General features: G+C 41.2%; 16 protein-coding genes and 1 pseudogene. 4 read left to right on the top strand and 13 right to left on the bottom strand.

All coding sequences use genetic code 11. The annotated features are described in order from the left end of the window. Nucleotides 1–160: 160 nt before the first annotated feature. Nucleotides 161–1,411 (bottom strand): DUF5068 domain-containing protein, encoded by a 1,251-nt coding sequence (locus JOC94_RS11515; RefSeq protein ID WP_077110366.1) that lies wholly within the window; start codon nucleotides 1,409–1,411, stop codon nucleotides 161–163. Between the two features lie 1,014 nt (nucleotides 1,412–2,425). Between JOC94_RS11515 and JOC94_RS11510 the strand changes: the two genes are divergently transcribed. Continuing rightward, the gene (locus JOC94_RS11510) at nucleotides 2,426–2,863 is read left to right on the top strand and encodes a DUF5392 family protein (protein ID WP_077110364.1); all 438 of its coding nucleotides are present in this window, start codon (nucleotides 2,426–2,428) and stop codon (nucleotides 2,861–2,863) included. 445 nt (nucleotides 2,864–3,308) lie between these two features. Here JOC94_RS11510 and JOC94_RS11505 read toward each other — a convergent pair whose 3' ends face one another. Both JOC94_RS11505 and JOC94_RS11500 read right to left on the bottom strand, forming a co-directional pair. Further along, nucleotides 3,309–4,478, bottom strand: a complete 1,170-nt coding sequence (locus JOC94_RS11505) for an MFS transporter (protein ID WP_077110363.1) — start codon at nucleotides 4,476–4,478, stop codon at nucleotides 3,309–3,311. A gap of 710 nt (nucleotides 4,479–5,188) precedes the next feature. Continuing rightward, a pseudogene (locus tag JOC94_RS11500) lies at nucleotides 5,189–5,960 on the bottom strand (class I SAM-dependent methyltransferase). A gap of 119 nt (nucleotides 5,961–6,079) precedes the next feature. Here JOC94_RS11500 and JOC94_RS11495 point away from each other — a divergent pair. After that, nucleotides 6,080–6,970, top strand: a complete 891-nt coding sequence (locus JOC94_RS11495; protein WP_077110357.1) for a LysR family transcriptional regulator — start codon at nucleotides 6,080–6,082, stop codon at nucleotides 6,968–6,970. A gap of 231 nt (nucleotides 6,971–7,201) precedes the next feature. On the opposite strand, the gene JOC94_RS11490 is transcribed toward JOC94_RS11495, so the two are convergent. The 6 genes from JOC94_RS11490 to JOC94_RS11470 all read right to left on the bottom strand — a co-directional run bounded on the left by JOC94_RS11490 (nucleotide 7,202) and on the right by JOC94_RS11470 (nucleotide 12,169). Continuing rightward, nucleotides 7,202–7,930, bottom strand: coding sequence for a hypothetical protein (locus tag JOC94_RS11490; protein ID WP_077110355.1), 729 nt, complete (start codon nucleotides 7,928–7,930; stop codon nucleotides 7,202–7,204). Next, nucleotides 7,927–8,634 (bottom strand): fluoroquinolone export ABC transporter permease subunit, encoded by a 708-nt coding sequence (locus tag JOC94_RS11485; protein ID WP_077110354.1) that lies wholly within the window; start codon nucleotides 8,632–8,634, stop codon nucleotides 7,927–7,929. The genes JOC94_RS11490 and JOC94_RS11485 overlap by 4 nt, the downstream gene beginning before the upstream one ends. Continuing rightward, nucleotides 8,631–8,966, bottom strand: coding sequence for an ATP-binding cassette domain-containing protein (locus JOC94_RS23385; protein WP_328799793.1), 336 nt, complete (start codon nucleotides 8,964–8,966; stop codon nucleotides 8,631–8,633). Before JOC94_RS23385 ends, JOC94_RS11485 begins: the two co-directional genes overlap by 4 nt. Nucleotides 8,967–8,988: 22 nt before the next feature. Then, nucleotides 8,989–9,486 carry an ABC transporter ATP-binding protein gene (locus JOC94_RS23380; RefSeq protein WP_321189658.1) on the bottom strand — a complete coding sequence of 166 codons (498 nt, stop codon included), beginning with the start codon at nucleotides 9,484–9,486 and terminating at the stop codon, nucleotides 8,989–8,991. Beyond that, complete coding sequence (locus JOC94_RS11475) at nucleotides 9,483–10,094, bottom strand: TetR/AcrR family transcriptional regulator (protein ID WP_077110352.1); 612 nt, start codon at nucleotides 10,092–10,094, stop codon at nucleotides 9,483–9,485. Before JOC94_RS11475 ends, JOC94_RS23380 begins: the two co-directional genes overlap by 4 nt. A gap of 818 nt (nucleotides 10,095–10,912) precedes the next feature. Further along, nucleotides 10,913–12,169, bottom strand: coding sequence for a C40 family peptidase (locus tag JOC94_RS11470; RefSeq protein ID WP_077110348.1), 1,257 nt, complete (start codon nucleotides 12,167–12,169; stop codon nucleotides 10,913–10,915). Between the two features lie 391 nt (nucleotides 12,170–12,560). Between JOC94_RS11470 and JOC94_RS11465 the strand changes: the two genes are divergently transcribed. Both JOC94_RS11465 and JOC94_RS11460 read left to right on the top strand, forming a co-directional pair. Then, nucleotides 12,561–13,142 carry a TetR/AcrR family transcriptional regulator gene (locus JOC94_RS11465; protein ID WP_083717363.1) on the top strand — a complete coding sequence of 194 codons (582 nt, stop codon included), beginning with the start codon at nucleotides 12,561–12,563 and terminating at the stop codon, nucleotides 13,140–13,142. Nucleotides 13,143–13,196: 54 nt separating this feature from the next. Further along, nucleotides 13,197–14,405, top strand: a complete 1,209-nt coding sequence (locus tag JOC94_RS11460) for a YhgE/Pip domain-containing protein (protein WP_077110344.1) — start codon at nucleotides 13,197–13,199, stop codon at nucleotides 14,403–14,405. Between the two features lie 71 nt (nucleotides 14,406–14,476). On the opposite strand, the gene ltaE is transcribed toward JOC94_RS11460, so the two are convergent. The 4 genes from ltaE to JOC94_RS11440 form a co-directional block, all read right to left on the bottom strand. Beyond that, nucleotides 14,477–15,520 carry a low-specificity L-threonine aldolase gene (gene ltaE / locus JOC94_RS11455; protein ID WP_077110343.1) on the bottom strand — a complete coding sequence of 348 codons (1,044 nt, stop codon included), beginning with the start codon at nucleotides 15,518–15,520 and terminating at the stop codon, nucleotides 14,477–14,479. Nucleotides 15,521–15,608: 88 nt separating this feature from the next. Beyond that, nucleotides 15,609–16,358, bottom strand: a complete 750-nt coding sequence (locus JOC94_RS11450) for an alpha/beta fold hydrolase (RefSeq protein ID WP_077110342.1) — start codon at nucleotides 16,356–16,358, stop codon at nucleotides 15,609–15,611. Between the two features lie 58 nt (nucleotides 16,359–16,416). Beyond that, entirely contained in the window at nucleotides 16,417–17,031 is a 615-nt protein-coding gene (locus JOC94_RS11445) for an HAD family hydrolase (protein WP_077110341.1), read from the bottom strand. Nucleotides 17,032–17,419: 388 nt separating this feature from the next. Beyond that, the gene (locus JOC94_RS11440) at nucleotides 17,420–17,821 is read right to left on the bottom strand and encodes a GyrI-like domain-containing protein (protein ID WP_077110340.1); all 402 of its coding nucleotides are present in this window, start codon (nucleotides 17,819–17,821) and stop codon (nucleotides 17,420–17,422) included. Between the last annotated feature and the right edge of the window lie 467 nt (nucleotides 17,822–18,288).

Below are 18,288 nucleotides of genomic sequence, written 5' to 3'. Positions count from 1 at the left end.
TGATGATGGTTCTTATTTTTTGTAAAAAAAATGAGTCCAGGCAAATTGGGCTTACGATGTCAAAAGTGATGAACTCATACCATCAATGATCATGTAAAACCCGCCAACGAAAAAAATCCGTTTCAAAATGAATCCATCATTTTGAAACGGATCGAACCCTCTATTGTTTCATAGGTATGTCAAATGTAACGGATTTTTCCTTGAACAGCTTTTTCGCATTTTCATCAGCAAGCGGTCCAACTTGAAGTTGGAACTTTTTAAAGATGTCAAATTCATCTTTTCTAAACAAGAAGACGGTCAAAATTTCTTCTTTGTCCCCAGGATTGAATAATCCGCTATAATTCGGCTCCAGCATGCCTTGGTTCAACATCGTTCCGCGGTTTTCATCAACGGTCAATTTTCTTTCAATGAAAAACTTATCAAAAGGAGTCTCACTGCCATTTTCAATGGTTGTTTTTACTGTCAATGCAACTAATTCACCGTCTCCGAAGTTTGTAAATCTTTCTGCGTGTGCTGCCGTCGGGGTCACATTCGCATACTGAACGCCGTCGAGCGTAATTTTAACGCCATCTATTTCTTTTGTTTCGTTAATATCCGTCTTTTCAAAAAAGACCTCTTTATCCGCAATATTGTCTGTCACCATTTTATCTTGGTACAACGTCGATGATGTTTCGGCTTTCTCGGTACCCTTTTCGTTAAAAGGCAATTTGAATACAGCCTCTTCCCCCAGTGTTTGAGCTACATCGTCATTCAAGAATAACTTATCAATTGTTAAAGTAGGAGCAGTCAATTTATCAAATTGTGCTTTCGTCATCGTATGGGCGATCATCCCTGTGAAGCTTTTCCCTTTTGAAAACTGGGAAACATTTTCCGTGCTTTCATCCTTCAGCCATTTATCTCTGTCAACCAAATGTTGTCTTTTACCAAGGTCATCCACGCCATCGTCTGATTGCAGTGTCACTCCTTGTGAGAAATAGACATCTTCATCTGATTGGTTATCTAATGTCATTTTATAGGTGAGTACATACCCTTCATCTTGATCGTCGAAATCCGCTTTCCGCGACTCATTCATATTCGATACACGGACAATTTGGTATTCATCAATCTCAATTGTTACATCATCCTTGTAAGCATGTTTCAGCCCGGGATTTTTGTTTGTATACACAACCTCGACATCTCCGCCGGTTTCCTCTTCGATATACGGATTCAAAACAGCGCCATCGTCTTCTTTGTCGGCGGAGTCTTTCTCGTCTGCTTTCTGTTCATCCTCTTTTTCTTTTGCTTTATCCGCTTTCTCTTCTGTCGCGGCAGGCTTTGACTCGCCTTTTTTGTCATCTTCCTTACTTCCGCATGCTCCCAACAAAAGGATCATTAAGGCAATTGCGTATAAGGTTAATTTTTTTACATTCATGCTATTGTCCCCTTTTACAATTAATTTTCTAACACATCATAGCATTATCCAAGTGATCTGAGGGGAATTTGAGGGAAAACGAAACAAATGACCCAAACGGACAAATTCAGGTAAATAGTTACTTTGATTCAGGTATTTCCTTTTTTATACAAAAAAAACATGCTATCGGCGTAACCTGAGTATTCCTATTGGAATTTTGAATATCCATTTCACAACTTACTACACACCATGTCACAAAAGAAATGCATTTCGTGGAACATACCATGAATTTAAAGAGGGCAATCGGATTTTCGTGTATATGGTTTGGAGTTGTTGGCTGGGCTATGGTAAAAGTAGGGAATGCCACGGCTCTCTGGATTGTTTCCTATCTATTTGAAGCGTTAAATCAACTTCTTAATAGATTGCATTAGCTTATATTCAATGCAATACTTGTCGTTAGTTTGACGATTTTTTAATACACTAATCTATCCTAATATGAGTGGAGCGCAGTCATATAATGTGTAATGAGGATGATGACAACTTCTCACTTTTTCATACAGTCCAAAGAAACGAATAAAGTAGGTTACCTAGCAAAACTTCAAAATATTGATAAAATGGAACTTGTAATAGGTGGAATCCTTATAAAAGTACTGTTAATATAATGATATTACATGCAAAAAGTTGTATACGATAAGTTCCACGTCGAACGTTAGCCGATGAAACGTTAGAACAGAGACAAACCAACCAGCAAACGCTGTCGCTCGTAACGTGCGATGACAAACTAAAAAGACCTAATTGACTTAAACCAAATGAAGATGCGAGTATCGAATGATTTTTCCGCTACTTGGGTACTTGGTTCCCGGGTCTTCAAAATAGGCAGACTTTTCCACACGAACCCAAGGCAATGGAATAGGAGTCCTTTTTCCCACAACTTTCCGATTGCTGTTTAAAGATAAATAGATGGAAACGCTTTTTTACCTTGCGGCAGATCATAGAACTGTCGCTGATTCAAAATGAATAAGAGGAGTGAATCTCATGTTTCCGATGACAAATATCCCTCCTTTTATCCAGAGGGAACTTGAACAGCTGAATGAGAAAATCGCCCCGCTCTTAAAAAAGGCATCGAAGTATGGATTTTGGTCAATCCCTTTAATCCTTATCTCCATTTTCAACCTGGTAACGGTTTTATTTCTCATTCCCGATAAGCAAAAAATGATCCTGGCGATCATCCTTTATGCCATAATAGGAGCACTTGGCATGGCGTTATTGAAAGAAGCAAAGCTACAACGCAAAGAAATTCAAAAAGTCAGTGCGGATTATGTAATTAACCGTATTGAAAAAAGCGATATCGCTTCCGCTTCCTTGAAAAGGAAATATACGTCATTGGTAAAAGAATCTCCCATTTTGGCCATCAACTATTTTGTTAAGTTTTTGGAAGCCGAAAACAAAGAAAACCATTATTTTCATCCATAAAGAAACAAACATTAATCCGGAGTTTTCAAGAGTTCCGTTGTTCGAGACTTCCATCTCCCATCATGAAACGCACGGAAGCTTTTTATCCATAAAGAAGATTCCATTGCTACTGGCTCACTGAACTGGCAGAGCAAGAAAGCGGCAATTTCCTATTCATAGAGGCGGCCTGCTAAACGGCCGTTGAAGATTGGAAACATTCATTCGTGGATTAACGCCAATCATCAAGACCGCGAAAACTCCAAAGCATCCTAAATCGACCGAAAGAGCTTGAACATTTCCAACGAAAAGATCTGTTCCATGTGCTGCAAATAACCAAATCGGTTTTTGGCCGAAGCCCTTAGATCATCTTAAAATGCGCGAATCTGCGCTTAAACAAAAAACGGCAGGCATTCAAGTCCCTGCCGTTTTTTTTATTCATGGTGCCAAAAATTGCCATCAAAACCCATCAATCAGGACTAGACGACTCTTGTTCCGGCTTTTTCCAAGCAAGTGACAGCGCGACACCGACCAATAAAAAGACGGATGAAAAATAGAAAGGGTAATCTAAATCTATATCAAATAAGATGCCGCCAATAATCGGACCCAACACATTTCCAATGCTTGTAAACATCGAGTTCATGCCGCCTACAAACCCTTGTTCATCGCCGGCGATTTTGGATAAATAAGATGTAATGGCCGGGCGAATCAGGTCGAAACCGACAAAAATGATAAATGTGACAAAAAGAATGTGGAAGTAAGAAGTGACAGTAGTCATCAGGAAAACAAGTATGACCGAAACGATCAGGCAATACCGCACTAAGCCGATTTCGCCCAAGTGTTTCGTCAAGCGGTCAAAAAAGACGACCTGCGCAACCGCCCCCACAATCGCACCACCGGTAATGACGATCGCAATATCTTTTGGCGTGAAGGAAAATTTATGGTCAACAAAGAGAGAAAATAATGATTCAAAGGCCGCCAAACTGAATGCCGTAATGAAAATAATGATAAAAGCGAAAAAATACATCGGGATAAACATCCGTTTGAGACCGGCTTTTTGATTAAGGGCCGCCTCATCCCGATTCCGCTCCGGCTCACGAAGAGTAAACATGGATAAAACCGCCGCAATCAACGCAAATACGGCCGCAGTAAAAAAAGGAATCCGCGGTCCAATTTCAGCTAAAAATCCCCCCAGCCCCGGGCCAATAATAAACCCCGTCGAAATGGCGGCCGACATGTAGCCCAGTGCTTTCGGGCGGGTCGCCATTGTTGTAATATCAGCAATAAACGCTGTAACCGCCGGCATGATAAACGCCGCGCTTATACCGCCAAGAAAGCGGGAAGCAAAGAGAACCTCGACTGTTTTACCAAGCCCAAACAACAATTCGGAAAGACTGAAAATGAACAAGCCGTAGACAATCATCTTTTTACGCCCGTACTTATCTGCCCAGCGCCCCGCGATCGGTGACATGATCAATTGCATAATGGCAAAGGCCGCCACCAGATTTCCCACAACCGAGCCCGATAACTTTAATTCATTCATAATGGTCGGAAGGACCGGAATGACCAGCCCAATCCCCAAAAAGGCAATAAAAAGATTTATAAGTAATATGGTTAACGTCATATTTTGGTTTTTCATCTGACTATCTCCTTCTGTTATTCCATTAAGGAATATCCAAGAAACAATATAATCCTTTCCAAGGAGGAGAGTCAATCGTTTTGAAACAAAATTCTGTATCTCTGCGAAAAAAAAAGAAGATCAGGATAAAAGCCCCAAAAAAATGCGGAGAAAAAAATAAGAATTTTCTCCACATATTGATTGAATCTCTTGTTAATCATCCGCAAAATAAGAGGGTCCAAAAAGTCTGGTTTTGTCATTCCATGATTTTCTTAGCCTACCAGCGCAAACCGGGGCATAGATGCTACGGTCAAATCATGATTTCCTCCGGAGGCTGAATTTAGCATTACTGACGAGCCCCGAAGACAGTATCCACCAGTGGTTTTCAAAGAGAAGAACCCCCAAATCAGGCAGAACAAACATCGATTTTTCTTCCCTCGCCCCCGATTGATTTTAGCATTCATTATATCCCATTCAGTGTTGGTTTGAAAAAGTTCAACCAACTTATAATGCAGACATCTTAAGACGTTGCAATGAATTTTAGCGGGTATGTCCATTAAAAACACAAATAGCAAGCAATGCAATGATGATATTTGTAAACTGTAGAACGTTGCACTTTTTCGCTTTTACACTCTCTATCCAAACGTCTTTCGATGATATAAAGCGGGCACGGTCCCATCAAATGAAGGTTTCTTTTAACCGTGCCCCATCTTGTTGGAAATGAAAGTTTGTCATGATGCCTTCACTGCGCTGATTTGGATTCTGCTATAATCCGCTTCCCATACCCCACCCTTCCATAAATATGGTTCAATCTTATCCTTTATTTTGCCATAGATCACGATTTTTTCTTCTTCGGAAAATTCGGGGAAGAAATCATCTGCAAAACCAGCCAGCCAATGATACAGTCCTTTTTCTCCATCCGGCAATACGGTCGGTCTTAGAAAATGATGGGCGTATGTTACATTCAGCCCACATTGCTCCAATAATGCGCTATATTCCCCCTATACTGGGGAAGTACCATGGATTTCTTTTTGCTGCATCCACTCCATACTCCTGGCCAAGCACCTCGGTTATACCCCAAATAACCGTTTGGACATTCCCTTTACCGCCGAATTCTGCCACGAAACGGCCGTCAGGCAGTAACGCCTGCTCAATGGATTCGACGACTTTTTCAGCATTTTTCATCCAATGAAGGGCGGCATTGGAAAAAACAGCATCGTACTTTTCATTTGTTCTAAACGTTTCACCATTGCCCATGAAGAACGGTATGGAAGGATATTTTTCACGAGCCCTGGCAATCATTTCATCTGATGAATCCATTCCTGTCACCAGCGCGCCTGATTTCGAGATTTCATATGACAAATCCCCTGTTCCACATCCCAAATCAAGGATTCTCTCTTCCTTTTGCGGATGAAGCAGCCCTACAATGGACTTCCCAAAATGAGATACATAATGCAATTTATCATCATATAAATCCGCGTTCCACACATTGCTAGCATTCATGCCATAACACCTCTTCACAATAAAAAATATTGATATTTTCATTATAAGGTATAAAATAAATATTCATCCAAGATATAAAATCTATTATATTAATAGCTGTAAGCTATGGAGGGAATGCGATGGACATGAGACTGTTTGAATATGTCTTAGAAATATATAGAACAAAGAGTTTTACAAAAGCCGCTAACCAGCTTCATATCGCCCAGCCATCCTTGAGTAAACAAGTTGCCAAATTGGAACAAGAACTGGGTGTATCTTTATTTTCCCGAAAGCCCGGCTCTCCAGTGCAAGCAACACCTGATGGTATTGTATTTGTGAAGAAGGCTGAAAAGATTTTACAAATGCGTCATGATCTAAAACGTGAGATGCTTGAACGAAAAGAAGGAATAAGGGGCGAATTAAAGATTGGATCTACCGCGATTACAGGAGGACTTATTTTGCCTCCCTTTTTGAAAGCGTATAAACAACAATATCCGAATGTCAAAGTGGAACTCATAGAAGAATCAACGGAAACATTAATAGACTTGACGGCAAGAGGGGTGGTGGATGTTTCCATTCTGTCACTTCCAATAGAAGACTCGCGTTTACATACGAAAACAATGCTTACGGAACCACTATATCTTGTTCTGCCACAAAACCTTTCCGTAAAAGAAAAACAGCCTCCCTTGTCTATTCAGGATTTTGCCCATTGTCCATTCATTTTATTGAAGCAAGGTTATGGCTTTCGGCGCACAGTATTGGAATTATGCGCGAGGGATGGGTTTGAACCACAGATTGCTTATGAAACTAGCAGTATTGAAACAGCACAATCGCTTGTAGGACATGGACTGGGAATTACCATCGTTCCAGAAATGGTGATTCAGCAAAGCGCTTGCCAAAGCTCCCTTGTCTATTTTCCATTACGTTCAAATCCTACTCGTACATTAGTATTTACCTACCAAAAAGATAGATATGTCAGTATGAATGCCAGAGCTTTTATCAACATATATGAAAAAAATAAAACGTTATAAAGAAAATGCAGATCACTGCACAGCGAAAACAACGCCCATTTGCCGGCAGTAAAATAAGTAGGGTAGAGAAGATAGCACCGTATGATCGTTCCAATCGAACTCCCTACTTAAAATTAAAGAAGTGTTCACAGCAAACGATTCGACTTGGATCGTAACGGTGCCGATGTTTTTGTTACCTGAAATACTTGCCATTTAAACTCCCGCCAAGATGTTCCAGAGGAAGATTTTTGTCTAATGGATATTTCTGACGCACTTTCTATAAAAATACCATAAGATCAGCAGATGAATGGACAAGGCACACATTCCATACAGACTGCTTTGCCCACTGTTGTTCCAAACACTTTCGATGAATTTCACGATCCAAAAAGTAGGGAGAACGCCGGCAAGCCATTGCATTCCTTTTGGAACAAAAAAGAGAATAAAAGGGGCGGTAATCAAAAAGCTTGCCATTTTACTCAAGGCAAATCCGTCAACCCTTGTTGTCGCATAAGCCACTAAAAACAACGAAAACAACGGGGCCAGCAAAGAGACGATACAGGCAATGATGACGCTCCAAAGAATGGACATCTCAACGACAGAAGCCAGCCGAATAAATAGAAAGACCGCAACAATCGTCATCACGAAAGGACTTATTAACCGATAAAACAAATATCCTTTTTTCCCAAGCGGGGTGATTGAATAATAAGAAATCAATTGCAAATCTCTCTCTTCCAGCATTAAGAAGCCCCCGACCATTCCCGTAAGCAACGGCAATAGCGATAAAAAGACTAAAAAAATGATTTTCGAATAAACAGCTATGTTGAAGTCAAATTTTTGCTGAAAGAAGGACAGGGCAATGGGGCCGCCCACTTGATATACTGTTATTAAAATAATGGGACCAATGAATGCCAGCAGAAGCATGGGATCATGACGAATATTTTTCACATCCGCGATCGCGATAGGTGCAACTTTTTTCATCAATTTCTTGTGGCCTCCTTTTGAACGATATAAGTGGAAAACCACCGCTCAGCCCAGACATAAAAAACGAGCACCCATCCTGCCAATAACAACACGGCCAAAAGAACATCTTTCCAACCTGTCTGTTCAAAGCCCGCATTCAATAGAAGTAAAGCCCCCTGCGCGGGAAGGAGTATGCTAAAAGGTATCGGGAACAATTGTAAATAATGAACGATTGGAAGCCCGACGAGCACGAGTCCGAAAGGAAGTGACAACAAGATAAAGCCATTGATGCTTTGACACCTTGTCGCCAGCGTCAGGCCGAGCAAACTAAAGAGGATGGACGCCAGAAAAATCCCCGCTATGAACTCCAGACGAATCATGTTCAACCCGAACGAAACGACAAACAAAATGGTTCCGCTAATAAGTGCTGGCGCCGCCAATGAAAGAATCTTTGCTTGTAAAAAAGAATGAATGTTTATAGGTGTTACGAAAAGCGTATCATATAGCCTTTGCTCCTTTTCCAACACAATGGTCGCCGCGACAAATGTAGAACCAAATGAACTAATTTCCGTTAATAAAAGGATCATCCCTGCCTGTTCTTTGGCGAGTCCAGAAAAAAGCGATAAGAGCATAAGCAGCATCAACGTTAACACAAAGTAAGCCCTATAAAAACCGTGGCGATATTGAAACTTGAGATCATTTTTGATTAACATCCATGTTTTCATGCCAGCGATTTCCCCGTCACTTTCACAAAAATGTTTCCCAAGGTTGTTTCTTGTGAATGAATCGTTTCTATTTCCTTTTCTTGAATTAGCTTGATAAAAGCCGTGTTTGATCCAATTCCGTCCAAGTCAAATTCTTGGCAATGTAAAGTAGAAGCAAGTTTATATTCAACGCTTAATTTTCGACGGCCATACTGAAGTTTCAAGTTTCTCGGTTTATCGATTAATGCTATTTTCCCATTCACAATAAAAGCGACACGATCGCAAAGATCATCGGCTATTTGCATATCATGCGTCGTGACTATCATTGTTTTTCCCTCTTCTTTCTTCTTCAAGATCATCTCTTTTAACAGTTCTTTATTTACTGGGTTCCAAACCAGAAGTCGGTTCATCCAAAAATATGAGCGCTGGATCGTGCAAAAGGGCCCGACAGAAGTTCAAGCGCATCTTCATCCCTTTGGACAAGTTGGAAAAACGTGTATTTGCATGCTGTTCCAAGCCAACCATTTTCAATAGTTTGTAAGGATCCTCTGTTTTCCGATTATAAAGACCGCCGAAAAAACGCAAATTCTCCAGCACTGTAAAACGGGAATAAAAATTTGGAAACTCAAAAGCAACGCCTATTTCTTCATAAAAATCTTCTTGAATCGCGCGAAGCTCTTGATTACCAATATAAACATTCCCGCGATACCCCTTAAGCATCCCCGTTAGAATGTTTTGCAGTGTGCTCTTTCCAGCGCCGGAAGGACCCAGAAAACCAAAAATTTCACCATCGGCAACATGAAAATTGACTCCTTTAATGGTTGGTACGGCCGCTTTTGGATAAGCATATTCCAAATTTTCAACTTGAATCATTGAGTATCCTCCTCAAGGACGAGACTGCCAGCCATCATCTGGATAAATTGCGCCATCGCTTCCTCATATACGTCTTCCCCAATTGCATTTTTTTGCAGCGCTAAAAGAACTAAGGCACGAATCATACCGATAATCACATTCGGTGGCAGTTTCTGCATTTGCCCCTCTGTTTGCCAGCGTTCAATCAATGGCAATAGAAAATCCGCGTCACGTTGATGATTCATGGCCAGTTTTTCTTCAGGTAATTTTCGCATCAGCAATGCCATCGTATGTTCATCATGAAGCTGATGTAAAATCGGGCTTTTTTCCAATGAGTATACAGCTTGCTGAAGAAAATGAACGAAGCTGTTTTTTGTTAATCGGGCTGTTGCAATTTGATCGACCAATTCTCTTTGTATTACCTGCTCTTCTTGTTCAATAATGTCAAAATACAATTCCTCCTTGGATGGAAAAAACTGATAAAAAGTCCCTTGGGCAATTCCTGCTTTTTTCGTCAGCTCTCCGATGCTCGTTTTTTGCAGGCCATGCACTTCAAATAAACGCTTCCCTTCAGTCAGTAATTTCTGTCGAATAAAGCGTTTTTCTTCTTCTGTAAACTTTTTTGCCATTATATCGTCTCCCGCCTTGGTGAATGTATGAATAATTTTATTTTATATTCATATAATATCATACCAACAGATCGTTTGAAAAGGTCCAAAGAAAAATAAAGTGAAACTTCATTCAGTAGGGCTCCTACTGAATGTTAGTTGAACCAATCGGGCATTTAGGTGCCGTTTTCTCACACTTAGACCTCTTGTATTCACTCAAGATTTTGAAGTGGGAGTCTTACGGCACCTTACATGCGGGATAAAGTGAAACTTCATTCAGTAGGAGTTTTCTTCCATTTCCTACTGAATGTTAGTTGAACGAATCGGGCATTTAGGTGCCGTTTTCTCACACTTAGACTTTTTGTATCAACTCACATCTTGAAGTGGGAATCTTACGGCACCTTACATGCGGGATAAAGTGAACTTTCCTTTCATACTTTTTACGTTTAAACAAACTTGCAACATTGGTTGCAAAGCATACTGCTCATACCTGTCCCCCTTTTGTGATTTAAAGAGCGAACATGCGTGAATATAATAGTCCGAATATTCAAAACATAACGAGTGGATAGCCATTCGTAATGGTTGTGGTTTCGGCAAATAAATCTGAGAGGGATCATATTAAATTGGAGGAGAATTTGTTCACCAAGAACGCCAGTGAAAAAATCAAAGAGGTGAGATGTACAAAAAAGCGGATGGACATTTGCGCTGAATGGTTTGCTTTTAGGCAAAAGACCTTCAACGAAAAGCCAATATCATGTTTCACCGTTGTGAAATGAGTAACACCCAAAAACACGCAAACGAAAAGCAGGAGGAAAACCCCCTGCTTTTGCTGTTCAATCTTATTCAACTACACGTCTGACGTGGCCTTTAAAAACACCGCTCCAATAACTTGAACCCATGCTATCAATAGCCGCACCATCAGTAGAGTTGCAGTTTAAGAAAGTTCCATTGCCAAGGTAAATGCCGACATGACCGTTTTTCTTGTAAGTATCAAAGAAAACAAGGTCTCCTCTCTTCATTTCCGAGGGACTGACGGCTCTTCCTTGAGAAGCAAGCGCGACCGTTGAAGACCCGACACTTACACCTGCAGACTTAAAGGACCAATGGATAAATGAAGAACAATCAAACAATCCGTTTGCGATATCACTATCAGACCTGCCTCCTCCAAACTTATAGCTAGAACGGCCGATCAGTGAAGAACCCGCATTAATGGCTGTTTCAATAGCCGATGATCCTTTTTTAAATGTAGGAGTGGATGGCGCAGAAGGCTTGCTGCTCTTGACCGCCTTACCACCGGATGTGTTTGTTGTCTGTGCAGCCGCTGTATTTCCGGATGCTGCTGCTGTTCCATTGCCAGATGATGATTCTGCTGTTGCATTGCCGGAAGCTGCTGCCTCTTCTTTCGCTTGTTGCGCTTCTGCGAGAATGGCAGCCTTTTGGATCTCTAAATCTTTCAATTCCTTATTTGCTTCATTTTTTTGCTCTTTCATGGCCGCAAGCAAACTATTCTTATCGTTCATTTGGTATGTAAGTTGTTCTTTCAACGCTTCTATTTCGGTCAAGTCGCTCTCGACTTGAGCCAACTTCTTTTGTAATTCCGCTTCAGAAGCTTCCAATGTTTGTTGGTCTTTCTTTTGCTCCTGGATAATCATTTTATCAGCGTCTAGAATTTTTGACATTGCCATCGTGCGGTCAACTAAATCTCCAAAGCTTTCCGCCTCTACAATCATATCCAGATAGTTGGAGGAACCTCCGTTTTGTTGGACGGCCCGAGCCCGATTTTGCAATACTTCTTTGCGCTTTTCAAGCCGCTCTTTCACCTCGGCGATTTTTGTTTCCAATTGCTTCGCTTCTTCTTTCGTTTTTGCAATGTCTTTTTCGGCCCCTGCTATTTTTTGATTTGTTTCATTAACTTTGGCCTCCAATGTTCCCAAGAGATCATTGATTTCCTTTTCTTTTGCTTGCAAAGATGAAAGCTCCTGCTTTTTCGCTGAAATCTCCTGATCCAAATTCTGATTCGCAAATGCGACACTATTTGGAAGTGAAGAAAGTAACAGACCTGTGCCCAATACGGATACGAGTAATCTTTTTTTCAATTTTACTTTTCCCCCTAAAAACTCTCTCTTTGTAATCTTAACTGCTAAAAAATGCTCTATTTCGTCAATAAAGCATATATCCGACATTCTGTATGTAATCCATAATGATTATAACATCAATTTTCGACAGAATGACTTTACAATCACCTTGCATTATTGTTTCAATCATGTTACAAATATTACCTCCGTATCCATACTGTGGTTCACGCATGTTTTGATTCAACGGGAGACAAGCCTTTACACACCTTGTTTTGCGTAATGCATGAACTCTATATTGCAGCAAGTTTCCGCGGATTCTTTTGTAACAATCGGAATGAAACACTGTTGCCTTTTTATTATATCCATGCTACCATGCAAGTAATCACTTGCATTTATCAAGGAGTTGACCTATTTGCCTTCACAGTCGACATCTGACCGCATTCTTGATGCCGCTATCCGGTTGATCAGCGAAAAAGGATATGCCGCTGCCACAACCCGCTCGATAGCTGAGCTTGCTGGTGTCAATGAAGTAACAATCTTCCGCCATTACGGAAATAAACGCGCCATTTTAAAAGCGATCATTGACAAACTCTCTTATGGCCCGGTTTTGCAAAAAACGATTGAAACGGATGTCATATATGAATTGGAACCAGATTTATTTCATTTTGCCAACAAATACTTTCAATCTATGTTACCCATTAAGGACTTAGTTCTGATCGCCATCAAAGAAGTGGGTACATTTCCAGAAATCGGTGAAGAACTTGCAAATGTTCCCCGCTTTTTGAAAGAGCAGTTAATGGGGTATTTCGAAGAAATGAAAAAAAGAGGGAAACTGTTGGATATCAATGTAGAAGAAGTATCCTTATCCTTCATTGCCATCAATTTTGGCCATTTCATCTCCTATATCCGGTTGGGCCCAAAGATCACCGACTTGGATATTCACCAACTGCTGAAAACGAGTGTGTTTATTTTTTCTAGGGGAATCACCCCCTAGAAAAAATTTTGACCTACATGCAAGCAAGCACTTACACACAAGGAGGTAATTTTCATGAAAGAATTAAAAGCATTTTTTAAGGTAAGGGCTACTTATATGGGCATCATGGCCGCCATCATGTTTCAGCTCATCTTTTTCTCTGTATGGTTGACCGCTTATAAAGGAGTGCAGGATCGGACAGATCATCTGTCAATCGGAGTTGTGAATGAAGACCAAACGAATGAAATGGACATAGCGAAGGAACTTGGGCAAACTCTCCCCTTCCAAGTAAAGCAATACAGTACTTTTAAAAAAGCTTCCCGTGAAATGGATGAGCGGAAAATAGAAATGATTATTCACATACCAGCAAATTTCACATCCTCTTTAAAATCGGAAGAACGCCCTTCCATTTATTACTGGATCAACCAGGCAAACGCAACATCCAGCAAAACGATGATGGAGCAAATTGCAAAGCAAGTGAATCATGAGCTTAACGAAAAAGTGTTTTTACTTCAGAAAGCTGCAGGGACGGCGATGTCTGAGCAGAAGTTGCAGGAGATGCCTTTGGAACAGCCGGTTGCACAAGCCATTGAGGAAGCGGTGCAATCTGCCATTGCATCCATTGATCCAGAACCGGTTGAGGGAGTCATCAAGAGAACGAATACCGCTGAAGAATTTTCAGCCAACCTTGTCCCACTCATGGTAATCATTTCTTCCTTTGCCGGTGCCATGGTTATGATTATGCAAATTCATGAAGCCGCCACAACAATTCGATCCGCCTATACAAAATGGAGACTGTTCTTTGCCAGACAATTGATCAATGTGGGTGTCGCCTTCCTGCTGCCGTTTTTGACCATCAGTCTCATGAAGTTATTTGCCGTTACAAGCCAGGAACCGTTTGGAATGATCTATCTTTTTCAAGCCATTATGTTCTTGTCCTTCCTAACGTTCGCTCAAGTATTTGTCTTTCTCTTCGGCAATCTCGGCATGGTGTTCAACATTTTGGCCCTCTCCCTTCAACTTGTCACGTCCGGTGTATTGGTTTCGAGGGAACTGTTGGCGAAAGGTTATCATGCCCTGGCGCCTTTCCTGCCGGCCACATATGGGGCAGACGGCTATTACGCGATTGTCTTTGGTGGAAACAGCAGCATACTTAAGGACAATATATGGTATTTATTGCTGATTACAGGCATTACTTTCCTATTAGCCATCGGGGCGGTTGCAGTTTGGCGAGATTCCAGCAAGGAAAAGGTCCGTCCGCAAGGTACATCGGTGGCAAAGTAATATTCATGTCTTGACGAAAAAGGCTGATCATCTACTCAGTTTCCACTGATTTGATGATCAGCCTCTCGTCATTAGCTTGAATGATTACTGCCGGCTATCTGCTTGACCACTTCAATAGTCCTGTCAATATCTTCACTCGTGATCCCTCTATGTGTCACAAATCTAATTCTGTATGGCCCCAAGCGGTTGGCTAAAACATCCAACTTGTTTAATCGCTTTATAAATTCTCCCGCACCCATCCCTAAACCAGCAACAGAAAACATCATTATATTACTTTCAACACCGTTCGCGTCAATGTCAATTCCGGCAATACGCGCCAATCCTTCAGCAAGCTTTTTCGCGTGACGATGATCGTCTTTTAGGCGGTCAATCATTTCTTCAAGCGCCACAATGCCGGCAGCCCCGACAATCCCTGCTTGGCGGGTTCCGCCGCCCAGCATTTTCCGCCACTTTCTCGCCCTTTCAATCAATTCTTTAGACCCTGCTAAAATGGAGCCCATTGGTGCGCTTAATCCCTTAGATAAGCAAAATTGAACACTATCTGTATATGTTGTTATTTCTTTAAGGTCAACACCAAGGCCAATGGCTGCGTTACATAATCTCGCGCCATCCAAATGGACAGGAATATCATGCTTTCTGGAAACTTGGTACACTTCTTCCATATAATGCAAGGGCAAAATTCGCCCGCCCGAATCAGCATGCGTGTTTTCCAGGCAAATCAAAGCGGTTCTCGGACAATGGACATCATCTTCCCGTATTGCCGCAACGATATCAGGAACGGGCATTTGTCCATTCACCCCTTTAATCGTCCTCGCCTGAACACCGGCAATTGTCGAAATCCCAGCTGTCTCATAATAGAAAATATGGGAGTTTTCCTCTAAAATGATCTCATCTCCACGTTGTGTATGTGATAAAACAGCCACCTGATTTCCTTGTGTTCCGCTCGTGACAAACAACGCAGCCTCTTTCCCCACCATCTCGGCAGCTAACCGCTCCAATTGCTGAATCGTCGGGTCCTCGCCATATACATCATCTCCCACTTCAGCATCCCGCATCGCATCGCGCATCTTCTGAGTGGGTAATGTGACTGTATCACTCCTTAAATCTATTGGCATTGGCAGAGCTCCTTTCAAATATGCCCCATTATTGATTCCAATACATTCCTATGTATACATGAACGGAAAAAGAAATGGTGAGATATGATTAATGCTCGTTCAACCAGTTTTCTACCAATTGATGAAACCCTTCTGGATCGGCTAAAGAGAAACCATGGCCCATTCCGGGAATGACCATGCCTTCGCAGTTCGGATGACTGTCCACAATCGCACTCATAGACTGTTTCATGATTTTTTTCTCTTTCTCGCCAACCGTTGCCAAAATGTGGCCGGTCGCGATTTCAAAGTTATTGGGGATCGTAAAAGACATGTTCTCTTCCATGACTCTCATGAAAGTATCTTTACTCATTTGACAACTTTCTTCATAGTAAATATCGAAATAGGATTCAGGTATGTACATAGATTTGGCTTGAATGTTGGAAAACGTCTTATTTTTTATTAACGGATGGGTGAAAGCCAACATTTTTGCTATTACTCTCGAAAAGGGGATCGGTTTCACTAAAGCGCTGTTGATCATTGCGTAATCAGCCACATCCGGCTTCATCCCAAGCATAGCAATGAGCACTTGGGCCCCTAAAGAAAAACCGATTGCAATCACCGGTTTTCCTTTGCCTTTTTCCTCAATCAAATCTATGATTCTTTCCGCACTCGAATGTATCGTGAATAAGGAATTGCCCTTATTTTGTCCATGCTCAGGCAAATCGGGAACGAGACAATGAAAATTAGTAGAGAAGTGGTTCACTTGCTTGTCCCACATCCAGCCGCTGACCCCGCCGCCGTGAATAAAAACCATTAAGGGAGACTTGTCCATTCCATATTCCTTGTAGTACAACGCCACTTCTTCACCTCCTGTTTCAACAAAATCATGATGGCCATATCACCGTAACAGTCCACTCTCAAAGCTGAAGCAAATCTTCGAACCGCTCAATCCTAGCATCATATTGTTCTACTGTTCCAAACCCGTATGCAGCGTAAACAAAAGGAATGCCTGCATACGCTGCGGCGTCACGGTCTCCCTGGGTATCACCAACATAAATGGGAGAAGACAAATGATTTCGCTCCATAATAAGCTCGATATTTTGCCCTTTCGTCAGTCCGGTTCTCCCCGGGTTCTCAAAGTCTACAAAATATTTTTCAAGACGATGAAATGCAAAAAATGATTCAATGTACCCTTCCTGACAATTGCTCACAATAAACAATGGATATTTTTGGGAGAGCTCTTGTAATACCTCTTCCAACCTCGGATATAACGTTCCGCCGTTTTCCAACAAGTATTGATTTTCAACTTGGGAGCACTCCTGGATTAAGGCCAATTGACGTTCTTCATCCAAATAATCAAATAGCACCTTTGCAATATCTTGGATTTGCAAGCCCATCGTCTTCTTTAAATCATCTTTTGTAATCGTTCCTCTTGCATCGGAATATTGTTTAAGAACTTGATTCCAAACTTTAGCGACATTTTCCCGCGAATCCCATAACGTCCCGTCCAGATCAAATATAATACTGTCCACCCTTCTTCCTCCTTTAAAACAAGCTCTATTTTAAAGATACCATAGGGCCTGCCACCCGTGGCGTAAACATAAACATTCATCCTGGAGAGAAAATGTTATAGCCACTCAAGACAAAATCGGACATCGTGTTGACCTTATTACTTTAAAAAGGCAAAGCCGCTGAAAAAAAGATCGATCAAATGAAACAATAAAAAAACAAAAAAAGGTTTTTGAGAATGGATTTCTGTTTCACCTGTTGGAATAAAACGACGGAAGTATCCAAGAGTATTGAAGAGTTTTTGCAGCAGTCGATCCGAGGCAAGACGATCATCATTGAATGAAACGAAAACAGGCCGCTGGGCCTGTTTTATTGTGAAGGGAGAACATTCAAAATGAGTTTTTTTATCCTTTATGATTGAACCGCGATATGAATTTCAATGTCTCCATTTGGTAAGTATTTTTCAAAATCATAGGAGTAAGCTCTCGCCAATAATCCCGCTTCTTCTTGTTCCCATATCTTTCCCCAAGTCTTTACGACACCTTGCTCATCACTGGCATCCACTTTAAAAATTTTATAATTTTCGCTTTTCGGTATTTCAATACATGTCTCACCAAAACGATCTTCAATGGCAACGCTTAATGAATAATCGCCTTTGTAATCTGATTCATAATCATAATAAACCCCAAATATGTCATCTTGATGTTGTCCCAGATGGCGATAAGCTTCCTCCCACATCGTTGTGATTTTTCCAATGAATTGGCCGTCATGAAAATTATTCGTCCTAATTCTGTCGACTACATATAATTTCATTTTGATCCTCCCTATCATTCGTTCTTTCACTTCAAGTATAGACTATAGTAGTTACGTCCTGACTTCGAAATAAGTTTCATCTATTTAGAGATTCTCGGGCATTTTTATGCCGTTTTAGATGGGATTTTGGATAAAACCAAGGGGGAGTTCAAAATAAAGTGAAACTTCATTCAAGGAATGCTTTTCTCCTTGAATGTTAGTTGAACTAATCGGGCATTTAGGTGCCGTTTTCTCACACTTAGACCTTTTGTATTCACTTAAGATTTTGAAGTGGGAGCCTTACGGCACCTTACATGCGGGATAAAGTGAAACTTCATTCAGTAGGCGTTTTCTTCCATCTCCTACTGAATGTTAGTTGAACCAATCGGGCATTTAGGTGCCGTTTTCTCACACTTAGACCTTTTGTATTCACTCAAGATTTTGAAAGTGGGAGCCTTACGGCACCTTACATGCGGGATAAAGTGAAA

The sequence above is a fragment of the Siminovitchia thermophila genome, from assembly GCF_016909185.1.
GTDB classification, from domain to species: Bacteria; Bacillota; Bacilli; order Bacillales; family Bacillaceae_C; genus Siminovitchia; species Siminovitchia thermophila.
The sequence above is the reverse complement of the archived record's forward strand: the minus strand, read 5'-3'. Positions and strand labels throughout refer to the sequence as shown.